Below are 22,410 nucleotides of genomic sequence, written 5' to 3' on the forward strand. Positions count from 1 at the left end.
CGGCGACGGCACTGCTGGACTGACGCCCCGATGCCACGCGTGCTGATCGCCTCGGACAAGTTCAAGGGCTCGCTGACCGCCGCGGCGGTCGGGCGGGCCATCGCGGCCGGAATTCGGGAGGTACTGCCGGATGCGGCGATATCGATCGTCCCCGTAGCCGACGGCGGCGACGGGACCGTCGCCGCCGCGCTGGCCGCGGGGTTCACCGCCGTACCGGTGACCGCGGCTGGACCGACCGGAGAACCGGTCGACACGGCGTACGCCCGGCGCGACGACCTGGCCGTGGTGGAACTGGCGGACGTCTCGGGGCTGGTCCGGCTTCCCGATGGAGTCTTCGCACCGATGACCGCGACCAGCCGCGGCACGGGCGAGGTGATCGCCGCGGCGATCGCGGCGGGCTGCCGACAGGTGGTACTCGGCATCGGCGGCAGCGCGGGCACCGACGGCGGCGCGGGACTGCTGCGCGCCCTCGGTGCTCACCTGCTCGACGCGGCAGGCGCCGAAATCGAAGACGGGGGTGCGGCTCTCGCACAGCTCGCCACCTTCGACCTCGCCGCTTTGCGGGAGCGGACAGCGGGGGTCGAATTCACCGTCGCGTGCGACGTGGACAACCCGCTCCTCGGTCCCCGCGGCGCGGCGGCCGTCTACGGACCGCAGAAGGGCACAGACGCCGCACAGGTGACCATCCTCGATGCGGCACTGGGCCATTGGGCCGACGTCGTCGCCGCGGCCACCGGTAGCGACCTGCGCGACACCCCGGGGGCGGGCGCGGCCGGCGGCGTCGGCTTCGCGGCCGTCGCCGTGCTCGGGGCCCGGCTGACACCCGGCATCGAATTGGTCCTGGACCTGGTCGATTTCGACCGGCAGCTGGCGCTGGCGGATCTGGTCGTCACGGGCGAGGGCACGCTCGATGAGCAGACCCTGCACGGCAAAGCGCCCGCGGGCGTCGGGGCGGCAGCCGGCGCGGCGGGCGTGCCGGTGGTCGCCGTATGCGGACGGAACACGCTGCCGGACTGGCGATTACACGAGTCCGGCTTCACCGCCGCGTATTCGCTGCTGTCGATCGAGCCGGACGTGCGGCGCTGCCTCACCGAAGGTGAGGTCCTGCTGCGGCAGCTCGGAGCGCGGATCGCCACGCGGCACCTGTCATAACCGCACGCTTTCCGATTTCGCACACCCGGCTCCGGCCTGCCCGCAGCGGGTGTGCGAAACCGGTTGCGCCACGGTTCACTTGCTCAGGCGCGCACTGATCGTGTGCGCCGCCTCGCGCACCGCTGCGGCCCAGGCCGGCTCGGATTCGGCCGTCAGCCTGCTGATCGGCACGTTCACACTCAGGCTCGCGATCGGCTTCTCCGCGCCGTCCAGGATCACCGCCGCCACCGCGCCGACATCGGAGCGCCATTCGCCGCGGTTCACCGCGAATCCGCGCGCCTTGATCTCGGCCAACTCGGCCTGCAGCGCGACCGGGTCGGTGATCGTGGTGTCGGTGTAGCGCGGCAGCTCACCGGCCACCAGCTTGCGCACGGTATCGGGATCGCTGTGCGCGAGTACGGCTTTGCCGTTCGCCGAGGCGTGCAGCGGCAACGAGTGCCCCAGCGCCATGTTGGTGCGCACCGGTTTGTCGGTCTCCAGCCGCTCGATCAGGACCATCTTGCCGTCCTCGGGGATGGTCAGGTGGATGGTCTCCTCGGTGTGCCTGCGCAGGTTCTCCATGATCGGCAGCGCCACGCCGCGCAACCCGAGATCGCCACCGGCGCGGCTACCGACCGCCAGCGCCTTCGTGGTCAGCACCCACCGGGTGATCTCCCCGGACGCCGGGCGAATCCACCCCGCCGTGTCCAAGGTGACCAGCACCCGCTGCACCGAACTCTTCGGCATATCAAGCACTCTCGACAACTCGCCGACGCCGATCGGCTGCCGGGCCGCGACCTCCTCCAATACCCGGAGCGTGTTGAGGACATTGCGCAAAGTCTTGACTCCTCTATCTCACATCCCTACCCTTGCTGAACCTTCTCACGGCACAGTGTGCCATAACACGGCACAGATCGGAAATAGATGTGATGACCGCGCACAGCGGACGGCATTTCCTGCAGATTCCCGGACCGACCAACGTCCCCGACCGGGTACTGCATGCCATCGCGCAACCGACCATCGACCATCGCGGGCCCGAGTTCGCCGAACTCGCGCTCGATCTCCTGCACCGGCTCAAACCGGTTTTCGGCACCGCAAACCCGGTCGTCGTCTATCCCGCCTCCGGCACCGGAGCCTGGGAGGCGGCCCTGGTCAACACTCTGTCCCCCGGCGATCGCGTAATCGCCTTCGAGACTGGTCATTTCGCGAGTCTGTGGCGCGACATGGCCGAACGCCTCGGCCTGATCGTCGATTTCGTGCCGGGCGACTGGCGCCGTGGCGCGGACCCGGCGGCCCTGGCCGAGCGGCTCGCCGCCGACACCGCGCACGAGATCGCGGCCGTGATGGTCGTGCACAACGAGACCTCGACCGGTGTCACCAGCCGCATTCCGGAGATCCGCGCCGCCATCGACGAGGCCGACCACCCGGCGCTACTACTGGCCGACACGATCTCGTCGCTGGGATCCATCGACTACCGGCACGACGACTGGGGCGTCGACGTGACGGTCGCCTGCTCCCAGAAGGGGCTGATGCTGCCACCCGGACTGAGTTTCAACGCGATCAGCGACAAGGCCCTGGCGGCCGCGACGACAGCGCGACTGCCGAAGTCCTTCTGGGACTGGACACCGATTCTCGACAACAACGAGCGCGGCTTCTACCCCTACACGCCCGCGACCAACCTGCTCTACGGCTTGCGCGAAGCCCTGATCATGCTCGAGGAAGAAGGCCTGCCGAATGTTTTCGCGCGACACCGCCGGCACGCGGCCGCCACCAGAGCCGCCGTACACGGGTGGGGCCTCGAGGTGCTGTGCGCCGACGCGCGGGAGTACTCCGGCGCATTGACCGCCGTGCTGCTCGGCGCGGAGTACGACGCGGACAAGGTGCGCCGAATCATCCTGGAGCGCTTCGACATGTCGCTCGGCACCGGGCTCGGTAAGCTCGCCGGTCGCGTCTTCCGGATCGGCCACCTCGGCCACTTCAACGATCTGATGCTCGCGGGCACGCTGTCCGGCGTGCAGATGGGCCTCGAGCTCGCGGGCGTCACCGTCGACCCCGCCGGGTTGCCCGCCGCGCTCGCGGTGCTACGCGCCGAATAGCCCCTCGGCTCGCACCGAACCTGTTCTCGCCACGTCCCTTTCGCTCCCAGCTGGGCCCCCGCTTCGACAGCCTCCTGCTCGACTCTCGATGCTCCGCCACGAGCGACTCTCGCCCGGCTCCACCACGAGCCGGGATCCGAATATCCACCGGCGCCGATCGCGCCGGTCACCTACGAGGAGGTAGGTCGTTGTCCGAGCGGACCTCTCCCATCCGGCGCTTCGCCGAAATGAAGCGCTGGACCTATATTTTGCCGGTCGTCGTCTTCATCTACGTCATCTGTTATATCGACCGGACCAACATCAGCTTCGCACTCACTCATCTCGAAGCCGATATGGGGCTCACCAAGGCGCAGCAGGGCCTCGCGAGCGGCATCTTCTTCTGGGGCTATCTGCTATTGCAGATACCCGGCGGCTATATGGCCGAAAGATGGAGTGCCAGAAAGTGGATCGCGATCCTGATGGTGCTGTGGAGCGTGGCCGCGATGGCCCAGGGCTTCACCAACTCCGTCGGCCAATTGCTGCTGGCCCGATTCCTGCTCGGGGTGGCCGAGGGCGGCGTGCAGCCCGCGCTGATGGCCACCATCCGGTCGTGGTTCCCGTTCGCCGAACGCGGCAGGGCCTACGCGATTTTCAAGCTGTACACCCCGATCGCGGCGATCGTCGCCGCGCCGTTCTCCGGCATCCTGCTGACCTACACGGACTGGCGCTGGATGTTCATCATCCAGGGCGGCGCGCCGCTGATCGTCGGGCTCATCGCCTGGCTCGCGGTGATCCGCGATACGCCGGCCAAGGCGGGCTGGTTGTCGCAGAACGAACGCGACTACATCGAACGTTCCCGGCTCGAGGAAGGGGAACCGCTGCAACACCGCGGCACCTTCAAGGCCGCGTTCACCAGCCGGATCGTCTGGCACTTCGCCCTCATCTACACCCTGACGCAGATGGGCCTGCTCGGCCTCACCCTGTGGCTGCCGAGCGTGTTGAAGAAGGCGTTCCACACCGATATGAAGGTGGGTCTGGTCGCGATACTGCCCCAGCTCGCGGCGGGCGTGGCCATCATTCTGATCGGCCGGTCGGCCGACAAACGGGGCGGCCACATCGCACACATGTCGCTGGTCCTCGGCTCGGCGGCGATCATCCTCGGTGGCGCGAGTTTGATTTCACCGCAACAGAAGTGGCTGGTACTGGGGGCGATGATCCTCGGCACCGCCGCCTCGATCGCCTGGTACGGCCCGTTCTGGGCAACGGTCACCAAGCTCGTTCCGGTGGCCGCCGCGGGCGCGGGCCTGGGACTGATCAACGGCGTCGGTAATCTCGGCAGCTTCTTCGGGCCGTATATCGGCGGCTGGCTCAGCGATCTCAGCGGCGGTGGATACGCGCTCACCCAGGCCTTTTTTGGCGGGGTGTTCGGTGCCGCCGCGCTGCTCGTGCTGACCTTGCGCAAGAAATTGCGCGAGGCAACGCAATCGGTGGTGGTCGAACCCATCCCGGTCGAGACGGCACGGATCGCACCGGCCCAACAACCGGCACCGGATCGGGCCCCGCTCGTCTGAGTACCACGGCGGCCGGGTTCCGGAGACCCGCCCCGGCCGCCGTGTCCCCCTTCGGCGCACTCTCACGGATCCAGAAGGAATCCCCATGAACTCCCCCACGATCGACGGCGCGGCAGCCGACGTGTCTGCCCGCTTGGAGCGCGCGCTGCGCGAAACCCTCTCCGGCGAAGTGGCTTTCGACGACTACAGCCGCCACATCTTCTCCCGTGACGCGAGCATGTACTCGATGATGCCCGCGGGTGTGGCCTTTCCCCGCGACGCGGACGACGTCGCCGCGGCGGTGCGCGCGGCGGGCGAACTCGGGGTGCCGATCGTCGCGCGCGGCGCGGGCACGAGCTTGGCCGGGCAGACCATCGGGCCCGGTCTGGTACTCGACCTGTCCCGGCACATGCATCGCATCGTGCACCTCGACCCGGTGGCCCGCACCGCACTGGTCGAGGTCGGGGTGGTGCAGGACCAGCTCAACCAGGCCGCCGCCGCCCACGGGTTGATGTTCGGGCCGGACACCTCGACCAGCAACCGCGCCACCATCGGCGGCATGATCGGCAACAACTCCGCGGGCAGCGGCTCGCTGACCTATGGCATGACGATAGATCACGTGCGGGCGCTCGATGTGGTGCTCGCCGACGGCTCCCGCGCCAGGCTGGAATCGGTCGACGAGCTCGAGCGCAAGCGCCGCGCCACCGCGCGCACGTTGGAAGGCCGGATATATCAAGAGCTTTCGGACCTCGTCACGGCCGACGCGGACATCATCGAGGCCGGCATGCCGGCGTTCTGGCGGCGGGCGGGCGGGTACCGGCTCGACCGGCTGGTGGGTTTCGGCGCCGAAAAGCCCTTCGACCTCGCCAAATTCGTGGTCGGCGCGGAAGGCACGCTGGTGGTCGTCACACACGCACTGGTCGACCTGGTGCCCAAACCGGCCCGGACGGTCTACGCCGTCGGTCACTTCACCGACACCGTGAGCGCGATCGCGGCCACCACCGACGCGCTGAGCTGCGAGCCCGATCAGGTCGAGCTGATGGATCGCACCATTCTCGAATTGTCCAGGCAGAAGCTCGAATACGCCGAACTCGGCACGATCCTGGTCGGCGATCCCGGTGCGCTGCTGTTCGTCTCGTTCAGCGGTGACGACGAGACGCGCCTGGTCGCCGAGCTGGACCGGCTCGAGGCGCTGTGGCGGCGCAACGGGCACGGTTATCACACGCTGCGCGCCGTCACGCCCGCCGATCAAACGGCGTTGCTGAAGGTCCGCAAATCCAGCCTCGGGCTGCTGATGGCCGCGGGCGAGGGCACCCGCCGCCCGCTCGCCTTCGTCGAGGACACCGCCGTGGACCCGGTGCACCTGACCGAATACACCAGGCGGTTCAAGGAGATTCTCGACGAGCACAAGATGCAGGCGGGCTTCTACGGCCACTGCTCGGTCGGCTGCCTGCACATCCGTCCGTTCGTCGACCTCACGCAGCCGGACGAGGTGGTCAAGATGCGCGCGGTCGCCGAGGCGGTGCAGAAACTCGTCGCCGAATACGGCGGAGTGAACTCCAGCGAACACGGCGACGGGCTCGCCCGCAGCGAGTTCAACCGCGAGATCTTCGGCGACGAGCTGTACGAGGCGATGCGAAAAGTCAAGCGGCTCTTCGATCCCGGCAACATCATGAACCCCGGCAAGATCGTGGACGCGCCGTCGATGACCGAGAACCTGCGCGATCGCGACGCGCTGCCGCCCGCGCCGCCGCTGACCACCGCATTGAAGTTCGAGGTCGTCGGCGGCATGCGCGGCGCGGCGGACCGCTGCATGAACATCGGACTGTGCCGCAAAGCCACCACGGGCGTGATGTGCCCGTCCTATATCGCGACCAAGAACGAGGAGCACGCCACCCGTGGCCGCGCCAACGCGCTGGTGAAAGCGCTCTCCGCACCGGATCCGCACGCCGCGCTCGGCGACGAGCGGTTGCACGAGATCCTCGATCTGTGCCTGATGTGCAAGGCGTGCAAGAGCGAGTGCCCGATGAGCGTGGACATGGCCTCGCTCAAAGCAGAGACTCTCGCACACCATCACGAAATACACGGAACACCCCTGCGCTCCAGGGTTTTCGGCTCGATCCGGGCACTCAACCGGCTCGGCTCGGCGACCGCCCCGCTGTCGAATCTGCCCGGCAGGATCGGCTTCGCGCGCCGGATGATGGACCGCACTCTCGGTATCACCGCCGCTCGTCCGCTACCGGTGTTCCAGCGGGCCAACCTGATTCGCGGCTTCCGCAAGCATCGTCGGGCTGCCCCGGCTGTTCCCGCCCCGCTCGGCACCGTCCACTGGCTCGCTGATTCCTTCACCACCTACACCGAGCCGCACATCGGCATGGCAGCCATCGAACTGCTGGAACTGGCGGGCTGGCGGGTGGAACTCGCGAGCGGCGGGTGCTGCGGCCGTTCCAGTATGTCCAAGGGGCTGCTCGACGACGCCCGGAAAAAGGCTGCGGGACTGATCGATTCGCTCAACACGCACACCGAGTCCGGGTCGCCGATCGTCGGGTGCGAACCCTCGTGCCTGTTCATGCTGCGCGACGAGCACGCGGCACTGGTGCCGGACGTGGACGCGGTGCGCGCGGTCGCGGCCCGGGTAAAACAGGTGGAGGAATTGCTGGTCGAGGCCATCGATGCGGGGCGACTGTCGTTGAGCGACGCCCTCGCCGGTCGCCGGATCGTCTTCCACGGGCACTGCCACCAGAAAGCGGAGGTCGGCACGGCCGCGACGATGGCACTGCTGCGGCGGATTCCGGGGGTGCAGGTCGAAGAGATCAACTCCGGCTGCTGTGGCATGGCGGGCTCGTTCGGCTTCGAATCGGAGCATTACGACACCTCGATGGCAGTCGGGGGCGACCGGCTCTTCCCGGCCCTCGCCGCGGAACCGGACGACACGATCGTGGCGGCGACCGGAGTGTCGTGCCGCCAGCAGATCTTCCACGGCGCGGGACGCACCGCCTGGCACCCGGTCGAGCTGGTGCGCGAGGCACTGGCCGGGCCGGACGACGAATAGGAGACAACATGCGTATCGTCCGCTATTCCCGCGACGGCCGAGCCGCACGCGGCGTCGTCATAGGCGATGTGGTGCACCGCCTTTCGCCCGACGACGAGCCCGGGGCGGCGGTCGGCCCGCTGGCCGAGCAGACCTTGCTCGCCCCCTGTGAGCCGCGCACCATCGTGTGCGCGGGAAGCAATTACGCGGGCCAGATCATCGAGAAGGGCAGGCCGTGGCCGCAGCGTCCGTCACTGTTTCTCAAGGCGCCCAACGCCGTCACCGATCCGGACGCGACCATCCTGCGGCCCGCCGAAGTGCGGCGGCTCGAGTACGAAGGCGAACTGGCCGTCGTCATCGGGCACACGGCGCGGGACGTGTCCGCCGATCGAGCCGCCGACTACATCCTCGGCTACACCTGCGCCAACGATGTCACCGCAGACGACTGGCGCTCCGACGGACAGTGGGCGCGCGCGAAAAGCGCGGACACCTTCTGCCCCCTGGGACCCTGGATCGAAACCGATGTTTCCGATCCGTCGGCACTGCATCTCGTCACCCGACGCAACGGTCAGGTGGTCCAGCAGGCTGCGGTCGCGGACATGGTCTTCGGTGTGGGCGCCCTGCTGTCCTTCGCCACCCGCTGGATCACCCTGCGCCCCGGCGACGTGCTGCTCACCGGCAGCCCCGCCGGGGTCGGCCCGATGGAACCCGGCGACACCGTGGAGGTCGAGATCGCGACCATCGGCACACTCCGGAACACCGTCGCGGACCGCAAGAGTCACGAGAACGGCGGTGTCGCCCTCGTCCGCTAGTTCCTCGGCCCGACCGCCGCGAGCCGCTTCCGCTGCGCCAGGAACCTCAGGCCAGATCGATGCGAATACTCAGCAGGTTGTTGCCGAGCAGCCGGACCCCGGCGCTGTTGCCTTTCGGCAGCTGCTCGAGCAATGCGACGGGGTCGTGATCGGGCAGCAGATGCGCCGTCCCCGAATGCCACTTCCCTTTCAAACGCAGCCGGACCTGGTTGTTCACCATGATGTTTCGCACGTACTGCGACCGTTCACCGAACTCCGAGACGAGCCAGAACGATCCGTCGATCACCCGCCCCCCGATGGGCGTGATCCGCGGCGCCCCACTCACCCGCCCGATGGTCTCCAAGAGCTCCTGATTAGGCATCCGCACTCTGATCGGATTGGCGATCCGCCGCTGAATAACATTGACTATCTTTTGTTTTCGATCAACCGCGTGCGTCACCCCCGGAGGGTAGCACTCCCGTGAGGTCACTACCCGGGTCGCGGCACGACGAGCAGCAAAGCCACCGCGACCGTCGGCACGGATCGACCTCATCAAGGCTGGTAACCGTGCCGTCCGCAGATCGGTATCGGCGTAATGCCGAGCATTGAACCCGATTTGTGCAATGTGCGCGCAATACGTTGTGTCGGGACCGGCGAGCAGGCGAATTAGTGCACGCAGCTTCGCCACGAATGTGCTTTCGCCTTAAACGGGGCTCTAACCTACGTCTCGGCGCAACCAGGTGACTTCGGCGCCGGATTCGGTGCCGTAGCGGTATACCTCGAGGTCTTCGTCCCAGGGGGTGCCGAGTGCGCGGTCGATTTCGGCGGCGAGGTCGTAGTTGTTGTATTTGCCGAGTTCGCCTGCGGCCTGCAGCATCGCGCGCAAGCGCATCTCGCCGAGGGTCACGTCGCCGTTGGCACTGGTCGAGCCGTGCCAGAGTCCTAATCCGGGCACGAAACAATAACGTTCGCCGTCGACGCCTTCGCTGGGGTCTTCGGTCACTTCGAATCGGAGCACCGGCCAGGAGCGCAGCGATTGCGCAATACGGGAAGCGGTGCCGACGGGTCCGAGCCATTCACTGGTCGCGCGCAATTGGCCGTCCGCGGGTTGCGCGGTCCAGCGCAATTTCGCGGGCGAACTCAAGGCCGAGGTGAGCGCCCACTCGACGTGCGGGCACAGCGCGGCAGGCGACGAGTGGATGTACACCACACCCGCCGTCACGTCCGCGAACTGACTCGATGCGCGCACCACTAACACCTCCAGCGTCGACGGGGGACGTCTTCCCCAACGACCCGTCCTGCTGGTGTTGCCTGAGTGTACTGGAGTGTCCGATGTTACATGTGTTACTTCAACCCCGTGTTGCGTGTGCCGCCTCCGCAATGACCGCGTCGCTGAGTGGCGGCCAGGCCGCCCTGGCCCAGTCGCCGAAATTCTGATCGGCCAATGCCAGACACGCCAACCGCGACGCGGGGTCCACCCAGAGAAATGTGCCGGACTGTCCGAAATGGCCGTACGTGTTCGGGGAATTCGAGCTTCCGGTCCAGTGCGGCGCCTTACCGTCGCGGATCTCGAAGCCGAGTCCCCAATCATTCGGACGCTGCGAACCATAACCGGGCAGCACGCCATTCAGGCCGGGAAATTGGACTGATGTCGCCTCGGCATGAGTCGGTTCGGAGATCAACCGCGGGTTCAGCAATTCCGCCGCGAAACGGGTCAGATCGGCGACGGTCGATCGCGCCGCATGCCCCGCGGAACCGGCCAGCACCGAGGCGGTCATACCCAGCGGCGCGAAAACCGCGTCGCGCAGGTATTCCTCGAACGCGATGCCGGTCTGTTCGGCGACGAAACGGGCCAGCACCTCGAAGCCCGCGCTGGAGTAGATCCGGCGGGTACCGGGTGCGGCCTGGATATCGTCGGTGTCGAAGGCGAGGCCCGAGGTGTGCGCGAGCAGGTGGCGCACCGTCGACCCCGCCGGGCCGGCCGGCTGATCCAGTTCGATCGCGCCCTCTTCGACCGCGACCAGCACCGCGTACGCGACCAGCGGCTTGGTCACCGAGGCGAGCGCGAACACCCGATCGACCTCGCCCTCGGTCGCCGCGGCGCCGTCCGCGCCGACGACCGCGGCCGCCACATGCCGAACCGGCCAATCCCTGATCTGCTCGAGTGCACGCACCCCGCGAGCCTACGAGACGTACGCCGATACCATCGAACGACTATGAGTGAAACGCCCACGGTCCACGGCGAGGTGGAGTCCGGCTTCGGACCCGTCGCCGACGCTTTCCGCCGCAACTTCACCCAGCACGGCGAAATCGGTGCGGCGGTCGCGGTGTACGCGGGTGACCGCCCGGTGGTCGACCTGTGGGCGGGCCATCGGGACCGCCGCCGGACGCTGCCGTGGGAGCGCGACACCATCGTCCCGGTGTTCTCCTCGACCAAGGGGCTGGCCGCGTTCACGGTCGCGTCCGCGGTGTCGAAGGGTCTGCTCGATTACGAAGAGCCGGTGGCGACCTACTGGCCCGAGTTCGCGGCGCACGACAAGGCGGCGGTGACGGTCCGCCAGCTGATCGATCATCAGGCCGGACTGTCCGGCCTGGACCCGATCGTGCGGTTGCCCCAGGTCGCGGATCTGGACGGGCTCGCCGCGATCCTGGCCGCGCAGAAGCCGGCGTGGCGGCCGGGCACCCGGCACGGCTACCACGCGATCACGCTCGGGCTGTACCAGGGCGAACTTCTGCGCCGGGTCGACCCGCAGCGCCGCACGCTCGGGCGAATCTTCGCCGAGGACATCGCGAAACCGCTCGGCCTGGACTTCTTCATCGGACTGCCCGCCGAACAAGGGTTGGAGCGCATCGCCACCATGGCCCCGACCCGCGGACTGGACGCGCTGCGTTTCGAACGCGACCTCCCGCTGCGGATCGCCGCACAACTCGCCGCCAAGCGCGGCCTTGCCTACTCGGCGCTCACCAACCCGCGCGTCGGCGATCCGGTGCGGGCGACGCGACGCGAGTTCCTCGAGGTGGAGATGCCGGGGTCCAACGGCGTCGGCAACGCGAGGTCATTGGCGAAGGTCTACGGCGCGGCGGCGGGCCGCACCGGCGCACTACCCATCGACGACGCGCTGCTCGATCGGCTCGCCGCCGCGGACACCGCCGACGACGTGCCGCCCGGCGATCTGGTGCTGCTGCTCAAAACCCGCTACCACCTCGGTTTCCGCAAGTCCGGCGGCGAGTTCCGCTTCGGTTCCGACAAACGCGCCTACGGCACCACCGGCCTCGGCGGCTCCTTCGGATTCGCCGACCCCACCACCGGACTCGGCTTCGGCTACACCATGAACCGGCTCGGCCTGGCCGTCCTCGACGACGTTCGCAGCCGCAACCTGCGCGCAGCCCTACTCCGCTGCACCCGCTGAGCGCACCGGGACCGTGAGCACCTGGGTCGTCGCGGCCGAGCCGTTCGACTCCGCTACGGCGGCGCGGCTGTGGCGCGACTACTACACCGAGGTCAGTGACCGCTGGTATCGCCTGCACCAGGGCAGGGCGACCGATCCGGCGGAGCTGGAGCGGGAGATCGCGGCGGTGCGCGGGCACGAATTCGCGCCGCCACGCGGGGTTTTGCTGGTGGGACGGCTCGACGGCGAGGCGGTGGGCACGGCGGGCGTGCACCTGCTGGATGCCGCGACCGCGGAGTTGAAGCGCGTGTTCGTGCGGGCGGATATGCGCGGCAAGGGCGGGGCCGCACTCCTCGTGGCGGCGGCCGAGGACGCCGCGCGTGAGCTGGGAGCCGAGCAGATCGTGCTGGACACCCGGCGAGATCTGGTGGAGGCTCGGGCGTTGTACGCGCGGCTCGGATATCAGGAGTCGGCGCCGCACAACGACCAGCCCTACGCGCAGTGCTGGTATCGCAAGAAGGTGTAGCGAAGTCTGCTTACACTGGCGATGCTGCACTTTCGCAACGACGCAATCGATAGCCGCGCACGGAATCGAGGCACCTCGTGGTAGAGCAGACCGCAACCGTCGACACTTATATCGCGTCGTTTCCCGAAGACGTGCGCAGCATCCTCGAGGAGATCCGGGACAGCATCAAACGCGTGCTGCCCGAGGCGACCGAGGCGATCAGCTACGACATCCCGACCTTCAAGGTGAACGGCCGCAACGTCGTCCACTTCGCCGGCTGGAAACACCACGTCAGCGTGTATCCGATCCCGGCGGGCGACAAGGCCTTCGAGCGCGCCGTCGAGCCGTACCGCGCCGGAAAGGGAACCCTCAAGTTCCCGCTCACCAAACCGATCCCCTACGACCTGATCGCCGATATCGCCACCAAACTGGCCGCCCGCCGCTGACCGCCTCCCGCGAGTGGCCCGTCGCACACCACTCGCGGGCGGGGGATCACCAGTCGGCTTCGGTGTACTTGATGATGCCGCGGATGTTCTTGCCGTCGAGCATGTCCTGGTAACCCTGATTGATCTCCTCCAGGGAGTAGCTGCGGGTGACCATGTCGTCGAGGTTGAGCTGGCCCGCCTTGTAGAGGCGCAGCAGGTTCGGGGCGTCCTGGCGGGCGTTGCCACCGCCGAAGATGCAGCCCTTCACCGTCTTCTGCAGCATGGACAGCAGGAAGCTGTTCATCTTCACGTCGCCGGCGTCCATCCGGCCCATCGAGGTGACGACCAGGGTGCCCGCCTTGGCGGTGAGGATCAGGCCCTCCTCGATGTAGTCACCGTGCATCTCGCCCATGGTGAGGATGACCTTCTCCGCCATCCGGCCCTCGGTGGCGTCCATCAGCGGCATGATCGCGGCGGCCATGCTCTCGTAGGTGTGCGTGGCGCCGAACTTCTGCGCCTGCTCCCGCTTCCACGGATTCGGGTCGATGGCCACGACTTTCGACGCGCCGGAGAGCACCGCGCCCTGCAGCGCGCTCATGCCGACACCGCCGATGCCCGCGATCACCACGGTCTCCCCGGGCTCGACCTTGGCCACGTGGGTGGACGAGCCGAATCCGGTGGGCACGCCGCAGCCGACCAGGCAGGCCACCTCGAACGGAATGCTGGGATCGATCTTCACCACGGACGTGTGGTGCACCGTCATGTACGGCGAGAAGGTGCCGAGCAGGCACATCGGGATGACGTTCTCGCCGCGCGCCTGGATCCGGTAGGTGCCGTCGCTGATCGCCTGACCCATCAGCAGGCCGGCGCCGAGGTCGCACAGCGCCATGTTTCCGCTCACGCACGCCGGACAGCGACCACAGGCCGGAATGAACGACAGGATCACGTGATCGCCGACGGCGAGGTCGGCGGGGCAGTTCGGCCCGAGTTTGGTGATCACGCCCGCGCCCTCGTGGCCGCCCATCACCGGGAAGGCGGGCATCGGCGTCGCACCGGTCACGATGTGATGGTCGGAATGGCACATGCCCGCGGTCTCCAGCCGGATCTGCACCTCGCCGGAGACCGGATCGCCGACCTCGATCTCTTCTACCGACCACGGTTGGTCGATCCCCCACAGGATCGCGCCCTTCGTCTTCATTCCTGTCGACCCTCTCGCATGCACGTGCTTATATGTGACTGCACCCACACTACGAGAAAAGTGGAACGCGTTCTAGTACTGCATCGAAATTTCAGCGGCACTAGGGATCAGACCGCCCGAACACGTTCTAGTATCAGGCCCGCACATCGTGCACGTGGTGCACGAGATCGTGGATGAAGTACCGGGCGAACGAGTCCACGGTGAAGACCGAGCCGTCGCTGCGTTCGCCACGCAGGTGACGCTGCGACAGCGGGACGGATTCGAACGAACGGGCCACCCGCTCCGCGGCGGCCGCGAGTTCGGCGCTCACCCGCGCCGGGTCCTGCTGTTCGTATCGCTCGGCGACCGCGGTCTCGTCCTGATCCCAGTTCGAGAAACGCGGCACCGAACCGTCCGGCGTACCGGCGAGCATCAGGGCGAGTCGGGAATCGAACAGGCGGCACACATCGCGCACATGTGCGCCGTACTCCAGCGGCGACCAGGTCGAGTCGTCGGGACGGACCCGCACATCGCGGCGCTGCAGCACGTCGGCGAACCGGGCCGCGGCATCCCGGGTCAGTGCGGGCACGGCTTCGAACGCGGTGCCGTTCGGGTCGAAACCGCAATCGGCACAAGCCCGTTCGACGACCCAGGTCCAATTCTTCACATCGGGAACGATCGGCATGCGCCCAACCTAGCCTGGCTGAATATCATCTACGATAGATATTCAGCCAACCCTCACCAACATCCCGACAATCACTCCATCAGGCGATGCGCGCGCTCGAACAGCTCCAGCGTGATGGCGTGCAGGAAGTCGCCGACCTGTTTGGGCGCCTTGCCCGCGAACGCGCGCGCGTGCGTGCCCTCCAGCACGATGCCGAGCTTGAAGCAGGCGAGCACGGTGTACCAGTTGACGGCGCTCAGGTCACGATCGGAGAACTGCCCGTAATGCGCAACCATCTCCTCGGGCGTGGGCAACCCGCCCGCCGCACCCAGCTTGCCGACCAGCGCCGCGCCCGTGGTGCCCGGCTCCGGCCGGGTCGCGATCTGCCAGCCGAGATCGAGCAGCGGATCACCGATGGTGGACATCTCCCAGTCGACCATGGCCGCCACCTGCGGGCCGTCGTAGGCGAACATCATGTTGGCCAGGTGACAGTCGCCGTGCAGGATGCCGGGCGTCCACTGCGCGGGGCGGTGGCGTTCCAGCCACTCCCCGGTGCGCTCGACGCCCGGGATCTGCGGGCCGGGATAACCCTCGTTGGCCGAATAGGATTCGAGTTCGCCGAGCCAGCGTGGCACCTGACGTTCCAGGAACCCGTCGGGCTTGCCGTAGTCGGACAGCCCGAGCGTCTGATAGTCGAGCGCGCCGAGCCGGGCGATGGCCTCCACCGCGGACAGGCCCATCGCCTTGCGGATCGCGGGATCGCCCGCATGCAGCTCGGGCAACTCGTTGGCCGGGTTGAAGCCGTCGATCGGCTCCATCAGATAGAACACCGCGCCGATCACCGACTCGTCGGGGCACGCGGCGATGACCCGGGGTGCGCGCACCTCGGCCCCGTTCAACGCCCCGAGCAGGCGCGCCTCACGGCGGATCACCTCGTTGCTCTTGGTCCGCAGATGCTTCGGCCCACGGCGCAGCACGTAGGTGCGCCCGCCGCGCGCGAACCGCAGCATCACGTTCTGCGTCCCGCCGCCGAGCGCGGTCACCTCTTCGAATTCCCCTGCGGGCAAACCCTGCTCATCCATCCACTTGCCGACGAGGGCGAAGTCGACGAGTGCACGATCCACGCCGCTCGGTTGCGCAACAGACATGCCCAACATTGTGCACCACGGGAATCAGCAAACTGAAGGCACATGACAACAGTTAGCCGGAATCGGTGCGGCGTAGGGTTTCGGGCACCATGCGCACGTTGCTCATCGACAATTACGACTCGTTCACCTACAACCTGTATCAGCTGATCAGCGAGGTGAACGGGCTCGAGCCGACTGTCGTGCGCAATGACGAGGCCGGCGAGCTCGAACTGAGCAGATTCGACAACATCGTGATCTCCCCCGGGCCGGGCCGCCCGGACGTGCCGCGCGACGTCGGCATCTCGGCGACCGTGATCCGCGAGGCCGAGCTGCCGTTGCTCGGCGTATGCCTGGGCCATCAGGGCATCGTGGTGGCGGCGGGCGGGATCGTCGCCCCGGCCCCCGCGGCCCGGCACGGTTATCTCGATCGGATCGACCACGATGATCGCGACCTGTTCGCGGGGGTGCCGCAGGGCTTCACCGCGGTCCGCTACCACTCGCTGTGCGCACAGCGGCCGCTGCCCGACACCCTGGAGATCACCGCGCTGTCGGCGGATGGGGTGATCATGGGCGTGCGGCACCGCGGCCGGCCGCAGTGGGGCGTCCAGTTCCACCCCGAGTCGATCGCGGGCGAATTCGGTGCGACCCTGCTGCGCAACTTCGCGGAGTTGACTGCGGCGCACCGGAGCACCAGCTCGCGCCGCCGAACCCGCAGTCGGCGAATGGATCCGGTGACGATGCGCCTGCGCCCGGCACCCGTCCCGGCGGCCCCGCCCCCGCCGGTCGCCCCGTCGGCCGCTGCCACCCTGGCGCCGGAGCAATTCCCCTCCGGAGCAGAGCAATTCGGCCGCACCGCGAGTGCGCCCACCCGTACCGCCGACCCGGATCGCTGCGGCCCGCCGCGCCAGTGGCAGTTACAGCACGCGGTGATCGAGCGGGCGATCGATACCGAGAGCGCCTTCGTCCGGCTGTACGGCAACTCCCCCACCGCGGTGTGGCTGGACAGCGAACACGTCGAGCCCGGACTGGACCGTTTCTCGTTCCTGTGCGATGCGAGCGGGCCGCTGTCGGAAGTCGTGCGGTACCGGGTCGGCAGTGGCGAGGTGACCGTGGAGTCGTCCGACGGACATCGGCGGGTGGTCGCGGGCGGCGTGCTCGACTATCTGGCCGCCGAACTCCGGCGGCGTCGCCTCGAACTGCCCTCCCTGCCTTTCGATTTCGCCGGCGGGTATGTCGGTTACCTCGGCTACGAGGTGAAGGCGGACTGCGGCGGCACGGCGGCCCACCGGGCGCCGACGCCGGACGCGCAGTGGCTCTTCGCCGATCGGATCGTGGTCGTCGATCACGTCGGCGGGCGCACCCACCTGCTGTCGCTGACGGATTCGGCGCCGGAGACGCTGCGCGCCGGCGCGGACTGGCTGCGCGACACCGCCGAGACCTTGTCGTCCCTGCCGACCTGGGCGAATCCGCCCACCCTCGATATCCCGTCGGACGTCGACGCCGTCGAGCCGCTGCTGATCCGCGGCCGCGAGCGCTACCTCGCCGATATCGATGTCTGCCAGGAACGGCTGCTGGCGGGCGAGTCCTACGAGATCTGCCTCACCGACGGCGTCGCCATCCCCGCCGCGGAAGACGACGGACTCGATTTCTATCGGACGCTGCGCCGCTGCAACCCCGCGCCCTACGCCGCCTATCTGCGCTTCGACGATCTCGAAATCGCCTGTTCCTCACCGGAACGCTTCCTGAAGATCGATCGCAGCCGCACGGTGGAGAGCAAGCCGATCAAGGGCACCGCGCCGCGCGGCGCGACCCCGGCCGAGGACGCGCGGCTGGCCAGGGAACTGGCCGACAGCCCCAAGACCCGGGCGGAGAATCTGATGATCGTCGACCTGCTGCGCAACGATCTGGGCCGAGTCTGCGAGATCGGCAGCGTGCACGTGCCGAAGTTGATGGCGATCGAGTCGTATATGACCATGCACCAACTGGTTTCCACCGTGCGCGGCACGCTGCGGCCCGAGGTCGACGTGATCGACTGCCTGCGTGCGTGTTTCCCCGGCGGCTCGATGACCGGTGCGCCGAAACTGCGCACCATGGAAATCATCGACGAGCTGGAAACCGAAGCACGCGGCGTCTATTCGGGCACCATCGGTTTCCTGGGTCTCGGCGGCACCGCCGATCTCAACATCGTCATCCGCACCGCGGTCCGCTACGACGGCCGCTGGCGCATCGGCGCGGGCGGGGCCATCGTGCTCGACTCCACCGCCGACGACGAATACCACGAGATGGTCCTCAAGGCCGCGGCTACGTTGCGCGCCGCCGCCGACCGCGCCGTGCACTGAGCCGGAGCGGTCCCGGCCTGGAAAAACCCGCGCTACGCGGCCCCGCCCGCCGAACGGGGGCACCGGCGGACTCGGCGTGTCGGAGGGTCGTGGCATAGTTCGGGGACGATGAAACTCAGCAAAGGCGCCAACGCACCGGTACCGACATCCCTTCTTGCCGTGGTTGTTTCGTGGCAGTCGGCGCATGCGGTGGACGGGCATGCCCTGTTGCTCGACGCGACCGGTACGGTGCGCAGCGACCGGGATCTGGTCTTCTACAACGCGCCGCGGCATATCTCGCAGGCCGTGACCATCGACCAGGAACCCGCGCCCAACACGGCCCGGCTGAGTGTGTCGCTGCCCCGTACCGAGGCGGCGGTGCAGCGGATCGTGATCGGCGGATCGGTCGACGACGGCACCTTCGGCGATATCACCGGTTTGACGCTGACCATTCACGACGCGAACGGGCCGATGACCGAGTTCGCCATCGAGGACGCCGATCCGGTGACCGCGCTGATGTTCGGTGAGTTCTATCGCAGAGACGGGCAGTGGCGCTTCCGCGCGATCGCCCAGGGTTGGTCCACCGGATTGTCCGGCCTGGTCACCGAATTCGGCGTCAGCGTCGACGAACCGGCCGACGGACCGCGCGGAGCCGTGTCGCCCGCGGGTCGGCGGCCGACGCGCGAACCGGCCGTTTCGCCACCGCCGCAACGTCTTGCACGCGAAACGGCGACCGGTCGTGCCGATCGGGACGACGAATCCGAGCACCGGCTCGACGAACCCCAGCACCGGCTCGACGAATTCGAGCACCACCGGGCCGGGGCCGAACGCACCGGCGTCGAAACGGCTTCGCCCGTGCCGGGCACCGCGATCCGCGCCCGGGGTGGCCGCCCGGTCGATCTCGCCCGTCGCCCCGCCGAGACCGCCCCGCTCCCGCCCCCATCGGACCCCGAACGGGCCGACTGGTATCCGGACCCGGAGAACTCCGCCCGCCTGCGCTGGTGGGACGGCACGGAATGGACCTCGGCCACGCACCGGCGCCGCCCACCGGACGAGCGCCACTGTGCCCGTTGCGGAAACCCGCGACGCCGCAAACTGTTCCGCGGGCTCGCGCCGTGCGAACCGTGCACGGCCGAGACCGAGGAATTCCTCCTGCACTGGCACAGCCAAGCGTGGCGGGTGCTCACCACCCATGGACCGCGCGGACCCGAATGGGCGGCGCTGTGGGCGTCACTGCGGTATCAGCGCATCGACGAGAACGCGGGCCGCACCGTGCTGCACGACGCGGCGCTGAGCTACGTCGAACGCCTGGTCGCGTTCACCTTCGCCGACGGCGAGGTCGAGCAGGGCGAGCTGGCCGCCTTCGAGCACGCCGTCGCCGAACTGCTGCTGTCCGGTCCGCTCATCGAAGACCTGCGCAGGCGAATACATCGCGGCCGCAGCCTGTCCCGGCTGCGGGCCGGCGACCTACCGGTGGTGCGCACGCCGGGACTGCATCTGGACCCGGAGGAGAAGGTGCACCTCGACCTGCCCGCGATCCACGTTCGCCAGCTGGCCCGCGGGCCGCGGCTGACCGAGGGCAGGCTGATCGTCAGCAACAAGAAGCTGCGTTTCGTCGGCGACGGCACCGGCGTCGAATTGCCGTGGTCTCGTGTCGTTTCCGTGCACACCGAACAGAACACGGTGGTGCTCGCGGCGACCTCGGCGCGTGGCGGCGCCAGCTTCACCGTGAACGACCCCGACCACGTCGCCGCCGCGCTGGAGGGCGCGCTACGGGTGGCCAAACGCCTCATTCTCACCCCGGGGCAGCGCGATACCCGCAGCATCCCGCAGGAGGTGAAAGCCGAAGTGTGGCAACGTGACGGCGGCAAGTGCGTCGAATGCGGCGACAGCCACTACCTGGAGTTCGACCACATCATCCCGCTCAGCCGCGGCGGCGCGACCAGCGCGGCCAACCTGCAGATCCTGTGCCGTTCGTGCAATCGCGCCAAGGGGGCGCGCATCTGAGGCGTAGCGGTCAGGTCAGGCCCGCCGTGCGCCCCAGATCGGCCAGCATCGCGTCGAACAGCACCTCGGGATTCGAGAGCGGAATCGGGTAGTTGCCGAAGACCTCCAGCGTGACGTGACCGTAGAGACGCGCCCAGATCTGGATCATCAGATACATCACGCCCAGGTCGAGCTTCTCGGCCGGGAACTTCTGCCCGGACTCGGACAGCGCGGCGAGCAACTCGGTCTGGAAGTGCACCAGGTCCTCGTGCAACTCCGGCGGGATGACATCGGTCGGCGGGGTGACGATGTCGTAGTTGGCCAGCAGCCGGCCCGCGGCGGCGAGGAAAATCCGGCCGAACGGCTCATCGAAGCGGCGCAGCGCCCTGGCTTCGTCGCCGCCGGGCGAGGCGAACACCAGGGTGAACTCCCTGGTGTGCGCCAGCGCCCAGCGCCGAAAACCCTTGCAGATGGCGAAGAACTGCATTACGCCGTCGTCGGGCAGAGTGGCGATCTCGGCCGACAGCTCGGCGGCGAGATCGGCGCAGAACTCCAGGCGCAGCCGTTCCATCAGCTCGTCGAGCGAGCGGTGGTACCGATACAGCGCGGGCGCGGTGATACCGAGGGCCCGCGCGATCGCACGCAAACTCACCGCGTCGGGCCCGTGTTCGACCAACAGCGTCCTGGCCACCCGCCGGATCTCGGCGTCGGTCACGACCGGCGAGCGGCCCCGGGGTCTGGGGTTACTCATGCTGGTTAGATTAGGCGTCATCGAAGCCTCGCGTGGTCGTGCGCGCTGCTGTCCGTCACGCGTATTCGACATCCCACCGCTTGATGCCGTTGAGCCAGCCCGACCGCAGCCGCACCGGCTCGGACACCTGACGCAGGTTCGGCATCGCGTCGGCGATCGCGTTGAACATCAGATCGATCTGCAGCCGGGCCAGATTCGCGCCGACGCAGTAGTGCGTGCCGGTGCCGCCGAAACCGACGTGCGGGTTGGGGTTGCGCAGCACATCGAAGCTGAACGGATCCCGGAACGCCTCCTCGTCGAAATTGGCCGAACCGTAGAACAACCCGACCCGTTGCCCCTGCTTGATCTGCTGCCCGCCGAGTTCCAGGTCCTGCGTGGCGGTGCGCTGGAAGGCGTTCACGGGGGTGGCCCAGCGGACGATCTCGTCGGGCGCGGTGCGCGGCCGCTGCTCCTTGTAGATCTCCCATTGCTCCGGGTTGTCCACGAACGCCTTCATGCCGTGGGTGATCGAGTTGCGGGTGGTCTCGTTGCCCGCGACCGAAAGCAGGATCACGAAGAAGGCGAACTCGTCCGAGGCCAGGCCCTCGCCATCGATGTCCGCATTGACCAATTGGGTCACGATGTCGTCTGCGGGACACTTGCGGCGATCCTCGGCCATATTCCAGGCGTAGCCCATGACCTCGGCGGTGGCGACCTGGTGATCGCCCTCGAACTCCGGATCGTCGTAGGAGATCATCTGATTGGACCAGTCGAAGATCTTCTTGCGGTCTTCCTGCGGAATGCCGATCAGCTCGGCGATGGCCTGCAGGGGCAGCTCACAGGCGACCTGCTCGACGAAGTCGCCGCTGCCGTTCTTCTTGGCCTCGTGCACGATCCGGGCCGCCCGCTCGGTGAGCGCGGCGCGCAGGCTCTCGATCGCGCGCGGGGTGAAGCCCTTGGAAATGATCCGGCGCACCTTGGTGTGCTTGGGCGGATCGAGGTTGATCAGCAGCATGTCGCTGAGCATGTCGATCTGCTCGGCGGTGACGTCCTCGTTGAACCGGATGATCGAACCGTTCTGATGCGAGGAGAACAGTTCCGGGTGCTTGGAGATCTCCTTGATGTGGTCGAGCTTGGACACCACCCAGTAGCCGCCGTCGTCGAAGCCGCTCGATCGGCCCGATTGCGCACACCACCAGACCGGGGCGGTGCGACGCAGCTCGGCGAACTCCGCCACGGGCAGCCGGGCGGCGAGCATGTCTGGATCGGTGAAGTCGAATCCCGCGGGAATCGAGGGCGTGGTCACGGTCACTGCTAACTCCTACCGGCCTGGGCTACAGACCTCACGACACTGTGCGGAACACGTTCTGGATCGATGGAAGCACAGAACAGGGCTTTGTGAACAGTGTTTAGTAAAACCCGTTTACTCAACCCGCCGCTGCGGTCGTAACGGAGTCACGCCACCAGTTCACTCAGCGCCGCACCCCTCGCATGCGCGTTCCGGCCCCGCC

At 67.9% G+C, this 22,410-nt stretch carries 19 protein-coding genes; 10 read left to right on the forward strand and 9 right to left on the reverse strand.

The features are described 5' to 3' along the window. Positions 1-30: 30 nt before the first annotated feature. A complete protein-coding gene (locus tag NBRGI_RS11975) occupies positions 31-1,152 on the forward strand; it encodes a glycerate kinase (RefSeq protein WP_029895532.1) in 1,122 nt (373 codons plus the stop codon). Between the two features lie 75 nt (positions 1,153-1,227). Here the strand turns inward: NBRGI_RS11975 and NBRGI_RS11980 are convergent, their stop codons facing one another. After that, entirely contained in the window at positions 1,228-1,968 is a 741-nt protein-coding gene (locus NBRGI_RS11980) for an IclR family transcriptional regulator (RefSeq protein ID WP_029895534.1), read from the reverse strand. Between the two features lie 92 nt (positions 1,969-2,060). Between NBRGI_RS11980 and NBRGI_RS11985 the strand changes: the two genes are divergently transcribed. From NBRGI_RS11985 to NBRGI_RS12000, 4 genes are all read left to right on the forward strand, one after another. Then, a complete protein-coding gene (locus NBRGI_RS11985; RefSeq protein WP_029895536.1) occupies positions 2,061-3,227 on the forward strand; it encodes a pyridoxal-phosphate-dependent aminotransferase family protein in 1,167 nt (388 codons plus the stop codon). Between the two features lie 188 nt (positions 3,228-3,415). Continuing rightward, positions 3,416-4,777: an MFS transporter gene (locus tag NBRGI_RS11990; RefSeq protein WP_148310786.1), complete on the forward strand. Its 1,362-nt coding sequence runs from the start codon at positions 3,416-3,418 to the stop codon at positions 4,775-4,777. Between the two features lie 85 nt (positions 4,778-4,862). Beyond that, positions 4,863-7,808: an FAD-binding and (Fe-S)-binding domain-containing protein gene (locus tag NBRGI_RS11995; protein ID WP_029895540.1), complete on the forward strand. Its 2,946-nt coding sequence runs from the start codon at positions 4,863-4,865 to the stop codon at positions 7,806-7,808. Positions 7,809-7,816: 8 nt separating this feature from the next. Continuing rightward, a complete protein-coding gene (locus NBRGI_RS12000; protein WP_029895542.1) occupies positions 7,817-8,599 on the forward strand; it encodes a fumarylacetoacetate hydrolase family protein in 783 nt (260 codons plus the stop codon). 46 nt (positions 8,600-8,645) lie between these two features. Here the strand turns inward: NBRGI_RS12000 and NBRGI_RS12005 are convergent, their stop codons facing one another. The 3 genes from NBRGI_RS12005 to NBRGI_RS12015 form a co-directional block, all read right to left on the reverse strand. Further along, the gene (locus NBRGI_RS12005; RefSeq protein ID WP_268808388.1) at positions 8,646-9,008 is read right to left on the reverse strand and encodes a nitroreductase/quinone reductase family protein; all 363 of its coding nucleotides are present in this window, start codon (positions 9,006-9,008) and stop codon (positions 8,646-8,648) included. A gap of 285 nt (positions 9,009-9,293) precedes the next feature. After that, positions 9,294-9,827, reverse strand: coding sequence for a DUF3145 domain-containing protein (locus tag NBRGI_RS12010; RefSeq protein WP_014982898.1), 534 nt, complete (start codon positions 9,825-9,827; stop codon positions 9,294-9,296). Between the two features lie 100 nt (positions 9,828-9,927). Next, positions 9,928-10,752: a serine hydrolase domain-containing protein gene (locus tag NBRGI_RS12015; RefSeq protein WP_029895547.1), complete on the reverse strand. Its 825-nt coding sequence runs from the start codon at positions 10,750-10,752 to the stop codon at positions 9,928-9,930. A 42-nt stretch (positions 10,753-10,794) separates the two neighbouring features. On the opposite strand from NBRGI_RS12015, the gene NBRGI_RS12020 reads away from it, so the two are divergent. The 3 genes from NBRGI_RS12020 (at position 10,795) to NBRGI_RS12030 (ending at position 12,918) form a co-directional block, all read left to right on the forward strand. Then, positions 10,795-11,988: a serine hydrolase domain-containing protein gene (locus NBRGI_RS12020; RefSeq protein ID WP_029895549.1), complete on the forward strand. Its 1,194-nt coding sequence runs from the start codon at positions 10,795-10,797 to the stop codon at positions 11,986-11,988. A 13-nt stretch (positions 11,989-12,001) separates the two neighbouring features. Next, positions 12,002-12,493, forward strand: a complete 492-nt coding sequence (locus NBRGI_RS12025) for a GNAT family N-acetyltransferase (protein ID WP_029895551.1) — start codon at positions 12,002-12,004, stop codon at positions 12,491-12,493. A 77-nt stretch (positions 12,494-12,570) separates the two neighbouring features. Next, positions 12,571-12,918 carry an iron chaperone gene (locus NBRGI_RS12030; RefSeq protein ID WP_029895553.1) on the forward strand — a complete coding sequence of 116 codons (348 nt, stop codon included), beginning with the start codon at positions 12,571-12,573 and terminating at the stop codon, positions 12,916-12,918. A gap of 46 nt (positions 12,919-12,964) precedes the next feature. On the opposite strand, the gene NBRGI_RS12035 is transcribed toward NBRGI_RS12030, so the two are convergent. From NBRGI_RS12035 to NBRGI_RS12045, 3 genes are all read right to left on the reverse strand, one after another. Then, on the reverse strand, positions 12,965-14,095 hold the full coding sequence (locus NBRGI_RS12035; RefSeq protein WP_029895555.1) for an NDMA-dependent alcohol dehydrogenase: 1,131 nt from the start codon (positions 14,093-14,095) through the stop codon (positions 12,965-12,967). 133 nt (positions 14,096-14,228) lie between these two features. Further along, positions 14,229-14,759, reverse strand: coding sequence for a DinB family protein (locus NBRGI_RS12040; protein ID WP_029895557.1), 531 nt, complete (start codon positions 14,757-14,759; stop codon positions 14,229-14,231). A 71-nt stretch (positions 14,760-14,830) separates the two neighbouring features. Beyond that, positions 14,831-15,895 (reverse strand): phosphotransferase family protein, encoded by a 1,065-nt coding sequence (locus NBRGI_RS12045; RefSeq protein ID WP_081878014.1) that lies wholly within the window; start codon positions 15,893-15,895, stop codon positions 14,831-14,833. A gap of 80 nt (positions 15,896-15,975) precedes the next feature. Between NBRGI_RS12045 and pabB the strand changes: the two genes are divergently transcribed. Continuing rightward, positions 15,976-18,204, forward strand: a complete 2,229-nt coding sequence (gene pabB, locus NBRGI_RS12050; protein ID WP_029895560.1) for an aminodeoxychorismate synthase component I — start codon at positions 15,976-15,978, stop codon at positions 18,202-18,204. Positions 18,205-18,312: 108 nt separating this feature from the next. After that, a complete protein-coding gene (locus NBRGI_RS12055; RefSeq protein ID WP_029895562.1) occupies positions 18,313-20,190 on the forward strand; it encodes a TerD family protein in 1,878 nt (625 codons plus the stop codon). A 10-nt stretch (positions 20,191-20,200) separates the two neighbouring features. Here NBRGI_RS12055 and NBRGI_RS12060 read toward each other — a convergent pair whose 3' ends face one another. Beyond that, entirely contained in the window at positions 20,201-20,920 is a 720-nt protein-coding gene (locus tag NBRGI_RS12060) for a TetR/AcrR family transcriptional regulator (protein WP_029895564.1), read from the reverse strand. A gap of 55 nt (positions 20,921-20,975) precedes the next feature. Then, on the reverse strand, positions 20,976-22,205 hold the full coding sequence (locus NBRGI_RS12065; RefSeq protein ID WP_029895566.1) for a cytochrome P450: 1,230 nt from the start codon (positions 22,203-22,205) through the stop codon (positions 20,976-20,978). Positions 22,206-22,410: the final 205 nt, after the last annotated feature.

The organism is Nocardia brasiliensis IFM 10847 (genome assembly GCF_000710915.1).
Taxonomy (GTDB): Bacteria; Actinomycetota; Actinomycetes; order Mycobacteriales; family Mycobacteriaceae; genus Nocardia; species Nocardia brasiliensis_A.